At 43.7% G+C, this 6,954-nt stretch carries 5 protein-coding genes; 4 read left to right on the forward strand and 1 reads right to left on the reverse strand.

The window, feature by feature from the left end:
* Positions 1 to 271: 271 nt before the first annotated feature.
* Positions 272 to 808, forward strand: a complete 537-nt coding sequence (locus tag HZC12_09070; protein MBI5026852.1) for a hypothetical protein — start codon at positions 272 to 274, stop codon at positions 806 to 808.
* A gap of 191 nt (positions 809 to 999) precedes the next feature.
* Here HZC12_09070 and HZC12_09075 read toward each other — a convergent pair whose 3' ends face one another.
* Complete coding sequence (locus tag HZC12_09075) at positions 1,000 to 1,794, reverse strand: hypothetical protein (protein MBI5026853.1); 795 nt, start codon at positions 1,792 to 1,794, stop codon at positions 1,000 to 1,002.
* A gap of 140 nt (positions 1,795 to 1,934) precedes the next feature.
* On the opposite strand from HZC12_09075, the gene HZC12_09080 reads away from it, so the two are divergent.
* The 3 genes from HZC12_09080 to HZC12_09090 all read left to right on the forward strand — a co-directional run.
* Entirely contained in the window at positions 1,935 to 2,690 is a 756-nt protein-coding gene (locus tag HZC12_09080) for an rRNA pseudouridine synthase (protein MBI5026854.1), read from the forward strand.
* Entirely contained in the window at positions 2,630 to 4,459 is a 1,830-nt protein-coding gene (aspS, locus tag HZC12_09085; GenBank protein ID MBI5026855.1) for an aspartate--tRNA ligase, read from the forward strand. Before HZC12_09080 ends, aspS begins: the two co-directional genes overlap by 61 nt.
* A gap of 383 nt (positions 4,460 to 4,842) precedes the next feature.
* On the forward strand, positions 4,843 to 6,954 hold a 2,112-nt coding region (locus tag HZC12_09090; GenBank protein MBI5026856.1), incomplete at its 3' end, for an RHS repeat protein.

A 6,954-nucleotide genomic window follows, 5' to 3' on the forward strand; every position in this document is an offset into this window, starting at 1 on the left:
CGAGGGAAAGGCAAATGAAAAAATGGAATCGGGTATGGAAACTCAAGCTTATTGAGGAACATAACCCCGAATGGGCGGATTTGTATGACAGCTTAACTACATGAGAAGATTGGATTCCCGCCTTCGCGGGAATGACGGAAGAAGATTGGATTGCCGCCGGAGTTTACCCCGTACTTGATACGGGGCGGGAATGACGGACAAAAAAACAAAAAATTGGGGGAACTCCACTGATTTTTGACAATTGCACAGGTTTGTGATAGCTTAATAACCGATGGAAGAGAAGCCTAAAAAAGTATATCAGCGGCATTACGTTGCAAAAGAAATAAGGCTCTCGATTGCCTTCATAATTATATGGGCGCTCCTCGGCGGAGTGCTGATGGTATTTTTCTCAAAGACCATCGGCGATTATATAACCAATGGTCTCCTTGCATTTGCGCTGATAGCTATCGGCTATCTATTCCTTGTGGTAGTACTTTCAGTCCTTTTTACACGCTATTTCATTGGCCCCTTTGACCGCCTCCTCTCAGAAATCAGGTTTATAAAAAAAGGGCATTTTGATAAAAAGCTAAAGATAAGACTGAGGGACGACCAGAGACTGAAGAATTTTATTGATGAGGTAAACGGGCTTATTGAGATGATAAATACCGCCACGTCGGTAAATAAGGAAGAATTCAGGAATACATTTAATAAAGAGCTCTTTACCTTACTCAAACTCGCAGAGTCTAATCCTTCTGCGGAAGAACTGAGCAAGGCAGTCTTAGCGCTTCAAACAAAGGTAGAGACTTTTAGCGAAACCCATTCTTTGTAAATCCTGACTTCCATCGAGGGGTCTTGCAGAACTCTTACCAAAACTCAAATAATGCAATTGACACACATAGGACCACTCTCTGTATCCTCTGTGGTTTTCTTTAAAATGCATAGCGAGCGAATATAAAAGGTAATAATTCCTTACATTTCGAAGATTCCCCGCCTCGATACTTCGGGACGGGGAATCTTCAATTAATACCTGAAGTAATCCCTCGGTGTATTCTCTATGATGTATTTAGCAGCTTCGTAGATACATGTCCTAATTGCCTTTTCCATTGGTGTCTTTGCATATGTGCCCAGGGCGCCACCGAGTCCAACATTTCCAATAATTCCACCTGCAAGAAAACCGAGGTTTACATCCGTTGCCTCGCCTTCAACCCTTGTGGCTGCAAGAACCTCAGATGTGGCTGTGTCTATAATCCTGATATCCATAGCCATAGAGGATTTCCTTACACCACCGACTATGCCGCCAAGAAATCCCCGTGTTCCAAGGCCAACGCCTCCACCGGTCCCCGCGGTTCCTGGCTCCCATCCTGTTATGGCAGCAACAACAAGCAGTTCTGCACCTTTAATCTTGCCTTTTTTAACAGCAGTCTTTTTTTCAACATAGCCTTTTTCACCAAGTGCTATCTCCTCCTGTATAGCACCGAGCTCCTGCCTTTCGAGGACCTTGTATCTTCTGCTCTGGACGAGGGTCGTTGTAAGCATGTCCCTCAGGCCGCTCATAACACCCGCGTGCTCATGGGTTATTGTTATGGGCTGCTCTCCGACGCCCCTGATGGTGGTTGTGGCTCCACCAGCGCCTACCTTCCACTCGAACTTTGCCACAGCAGCTGAAGCCTTTGGCCCGCTATATGGCGGTAGTTGTTGCTCTAAACCCGGATCCACTTTTGCCTTTGGCTGGGCCATGCTTTCCACACAGCCACCAAGATACAGGACAATGGTCAGTAAAAATAAAGGGGAAATTATTCTAATAATCGACCTCATAAACACCTCCTTTGAAATATTGAATATGCTTGTAGCTGGTTATATTAAAAGTATATCACTATCCAGAAAAAAATCAAGAATTTGTGATAATATAGGCCACTAAAAAAGTGAGCAGTAAGGGCGGGCACTTAAGAAGTGAGATGGAAGAGAGACTTCAAAAAATCCTATCAAAATCAGGCATTGCCTCAAGGAGGAAGGCCGAAGAAATGATCCTCGAGGGCAGGGTTATGGTGAATGGAAAGACTGCGACACTCGGTATGAAGGCAGACCCTGATAAGGACCATATCAAAGTCGATGGAAGACTTATCAGTAGACCTGAGCCCAAAGTTTATATAATTCTTAATAAGCCAAAAAAATATATTACTTCTACGTATGACCCGGAAGGAAGGCCAACTATCATGGAACTTTTAAAAGGAATAAGGTTCAAAGTCTTTCCAGTAGGAAGGCTTGATTTTGACACAGAGGGCCTTCTCATCCTGACCAATGATGGAGAGCTTGCAAATGCAGTCCTGCATCCAAAAAGGAAAATTCCCAAGACTTACAGCGTAAAAGTTGATGGGATATTGGATGATGCTGATGTCATGAAACTTGAGAAAGGGATAAAACTTGAAGATGGCCTTACTGCACCATGCAGCGTTAAGAGAATAAGAAAGGCAGAGGCCAATTCATGGATAGAGATGACCATTTATGAAGGCCGCAAAAGGCAGATTAGAAGGATGCTTGATAAAATTGGACATTCTGTAATAAGGCTAAAGAGGATACGGATTAATGGCCTTGAACTCGAAGATTTGCCTCCTGGCTCCTATCGCTATTTTACAGCTGAGGAGTTAAAGAGATTCAAAACAGAAGTAATGGGCAGGTCACAAGATTTCTCCAGGAGAGGAACGGCGGGTTGAGAACTCATTTCTGCGGTGAACTTAGAGAAAGCGAGGTAAGCAGGGAAGTAGCCCTGTGTGGATGGGTTCACAGGAGGCGGGACCACGGCGGCCTGATATTCATTGACATCAGGGACCGCACAGGGCTTGTGCAAATAGTGTTTAACCCTGAAATAAGCCCTGATACTCACGAGGCTGCCCATGAAATAAAAAATGAATACGCCCTGTATATCAGAGGCGAAGTTCGAAAAAGGCCGGGAGGCACAGAAAACCCTTCATTACCAACAGGGCAGATCGAAGTCATTGTCAGAGAGCTTAGTATACTGAATGAGTCCAGTCCCCTGCCATTTTTAGTTGAGGATGACACAGACGCCTCTGAGTCCCTGAGGCTTAAATACAGATACCTCGACCTGAGAAGGCCTGCTATGCAGAAGAATATTATTATGAGGCACCGTGTAACGAAGTCAATAAGGGATTACCTTGACAGCCTCGGCTTTATTGAAGTTGAGACTCCCATGCTGACAAAAAGCACGCCTGAAGGCGCAAGGGATTATCTGGTTCCGAGCAGGGTGAATCCTGGCAGTTTTTATGCCCTGCCCCAGTCACCGCAGCTCTTCAAGCAGATTCTGATGATTTCAGGATTTGAGCGTTACTACCAGATAGTGAAGTGTTTCAGAGACGAAGACCTGAGGGCGGACAGGCAGCCGGAGTTCACGCAGATAGACTTAGAAATGTCTTTTGTAAAGAGGGAAGATATTATCAGTGTAATAGAAGGAATGATTAAAAAAGTTTTCAAAGATGTCCTCGATAAAGAGCTTGAGACCCCCTTTGAAAGATTTTCATATGGAGAGGTTCTTGACAGGTTTGGTTCAGACAAGCCTGATCTGAGATTTTCCCTTGAGCTTAAAGACATAGGAGATATTGCGCGGGAGTCTTCCTTTAATGTCTTTCTCGACGCCCTGTCAAAGGGAGGTATGGTCAGGGGTATTAATGCAAAAGGGCTTGCCAATTATTCGAGGAAGGATATCGACACCCTTACAGAGGAGGTCAAGGCTTTTGGCGCAAAGGGACTTGCCTGGGTAAAAGTCAAGCAGGGGATTGAATCTCCGATTACGAAATTTTTTCCAGAGCAACTTTTAAAAAGATTGGCTGAAAGGTTTGAGGCCGAAGAAGGCGATTTACTGCTTTTTGTTGCAGACAGCCCTCAAGTTGTTACAGAAACCCTCGGCAGACTCAGGATTGAGCTTGCAAAGAGGCTTAATTTAATCAGGGATGATGTTTATAGATTCGCATGGATTGCTGATTTTCCACTCTTTGAATGGAATGATGAAGAGAGGCGGTATGAGCCCATGCATCATCCATTCACAAGCCCTGTTGAGGAGGATTTACATCTTTTTCTAAAAGGTGGCAATGATGACATCTCAAAGATAAGGGCACAGGCATACGATATTGTACTGAACGGTTATGAAATCGGCGGGGGAAGCATCCGTATCCACAGGAGAGATGTCCAGAAAAAGATGTTTGATTTGCTTAACATAAGCGATGAGGAGGCAGGGGCAAAATTCGGTTTTCTACTTGAGGCTTTTGAATACGGTGCACCACCTCATGGAGGCATTGCCCTTGGCCTTGACAGGCTCGTGATGATAATGGCAGGAGCACATTCAATAAGGGATGTCATTGCCTTTCCAAAGACCCAGAAAGCTGTATGCCCGTTGAGTAATGCCCCATCTCAGGTCGAAGACAAACAGCTTAAAGAATTACATATAAAGCTGGATATAGATTTGCTTTAATCCTTTCCTAATGTAAGGAAGATGACAAGGCTCAGGGGACTGTAAGGAAAAATAACATCTTGACAACCATTTTAATTTTTCACTAAACTTTGCTCTACATACTGAAAGCTTTTTGGGGAGGGGTTTTGGTATTCAGTTTCCACAGACAGACAGACAGACAGACTTAGTGCTTATCAGTATAAAGGCCGATGAGATAGAAGGCCGTGGCATGAATTGCCACGGCCTTTTTCTTGTCGTTTCCCGTTCCCCTCTATCAAGAGGGGCGTAGGGGTGTGTAAAGGAAATGTAGAAAAAGCTGGTAGGTCAGGCGTCTCGCCTGACACAAAGTATTGTCATTCCCGCGAAAGCGGGAATCCAGATGGGATTATTTCAGGGGGGATTTTATGAAATCTTTCAAGTATTTTATCTTTTTTAGCATTGTCTTATTCTCAATTGCTTTTCCAAATATCAACCCCTCTAATGCAGGCACTTTTACTGCAACACTTGGTTCAGATGGGATAATTCATCTAAATGCTGACTTTAGTGGTGATTTTGACTGCGTACCAGAAGGTCATACTCCTGTTACCACTATAGCAAAAACGTATGACTGTTATTCAGTTAGAGAATATGGCTGGGTTGCACATGGAGAGCGTAAAATAGCCTGTCCTACAAAAGGTTTTACCTGGTGGTGGTGGGCAGGTAGTTCAGGCGGAGTATACGATGCAAACGGAGTTTGTGTTTATAAAAGTGTAGGACCAATTTATGCCTATGCTACAGAAATAACAGATAAGGAAGTAGAGATAATTTCTCCTGAAGGAAGGGTGAAAAAAGGCATTGAGGATATCGTTGTTCAATACGATTTTAAATACAACGACTGCAATACCTGTCCAGAAGGATCATGCGCCAATAGACAGGTGGAGGTCCCCTACGCAGGCCTGCAATCAAACTTACCAGTAAGGGGCACAGTATCATTCCCATATGATTTCTCCAATAAAACAGGGGTGGTAAAAATAGTTGCGCGGGCTTGCTGTGGTGGTAGTTGTAGACAAACAGAAAAACATGTCTATGTTGAACCTGAGGATGATGATTGTAAAGCGAGAGTTGGGAAGCCGGTAAGTGTAGCCAATGGCACTGTCTTTACCAGTGAAACGGATTTTTCTCTTTCGGGGGTTACACCTATAAACTTTACGAGGTACTACAATAGTAAAAGTACAGGAAAAGGAGGGTTTGGCTCTAAACGCATGCATAGCTTTGATACAAGGGCCATTGGCTGGGGAGTAACCACCTATAAAGTCATCAATGCAGATGGTTCTATTGTCTACTATGTGGATAACGATGGCGATAAAATCTATCTACCAGAACTTCCTAAAGGGATAAGAAGCAAGTTAGTTAAAATGCCTGACGACTCAGTTGTAAGAGAATTTAATGACGGGACAAAGGAAGAGTTCAATAAATATAGTTACCTTACGGCAATAGTTGACAGAAACGGAAACAGAATAACCTTTACACGTGACAGCAACAATAAGCTTATTAAAATAACAGACCCTACTGGCAGAGAGATAAATATCACCTATGATACTAATAGCAGGATAACCCAGATAACGCTGCCTGATGGAAAGGCAATAAGTTACACATATCTTTCTGGTAGGCTTCAGAATGTAACATACCCTGATGGAAGCCAGAGATTATATGAGTATGATAATAGCTGTTATTATCTCACAGGCATAAAGAACGAAAACGGGAACTACATAGAAAAACATACCTATGACTCAACATGTAGAGCCACCACCTCCTCTGCAGACGGGACAAACGAGAAGCTCACAATAAGTTATATAAGCGACACTCAGTCAACAGTCACAGACTCTCTTGGAAGGGTAACCACATATACGATTGACAAATCAGGAGGTAAAAGCCATGTAACAAACATCTCAGGCCCTGGGTGCAAGAAATGCGGGCAGGGGAATGTCTCCTACACATACGATGATAATTTAAATATCACATCCATGACAGACGGAAATGGGAATGTAACCACCTTTACCTATGATTCCAATGGCAACGTGCTAACAAAGACAGAAGCATACGGGACAACCCTCCAGAGGACAACAACCTACACCTATGAACCCACCTTCAACCAGGTAACATCCATCACAGACCCGGAGGGGAATATTACATATTTTAACTATGACAGCAAAGGAAACCTAATCTCCATAACCGATGCCTCTGGAGCAACAACGACCTTAACCCGAAATCCACAGGGGCTTGTAACACAGATTACAGATGCTTTAGGAAATACCACAAACATCACCTATGACCAGTATGGAAACCCCTCAACAATAACAGACCCCCTCGGAAACATAACATCTTACACCTACGACATCATGGGTAAACCCCTTTCAATCACAGATGCCAATGGAAACCAGACAAGCTACACCTATGACCAGAGAAGTAGGCTCAAAGAAGTCAGAGACAGCCTTAATCAGCTTACAACCTATACCTATGACCTCGCAGGGAACCTC

Source organism: Nitrospirota bacterium (genome assembly GCA_016214385.1).
Taxonomy (GTDB): Bacteria; Nitrospirota; Thermodesulfovibrionia; order UBA6902; family JACROP01; genus JACROP01.

Excerpts from the sequence above, each read along its gene's own strand:
- HZC12_09080 (MBI5026854.1), top strand. The coding sequence starts at position 1,935 with ATGGAAGAGAGACTTCAAAAAATCCTATCAAAATCAGGCATTGCCTCA.
- HZC12_09070 (MBI5026852.1), top strand. The coding sequence starts at position 272 with ATGGAAGAGAAGCCTAAAAAAGTATATCAGCGGCATTACGTTGCAAAA.
- HZC12_09075 (MBI5026853.1), bottom strand. The coding sequence starts at position 1,794 with ATGAGGTCGATTATTAGAATAATTTCCCCTTTATTTTTACTGACCATT.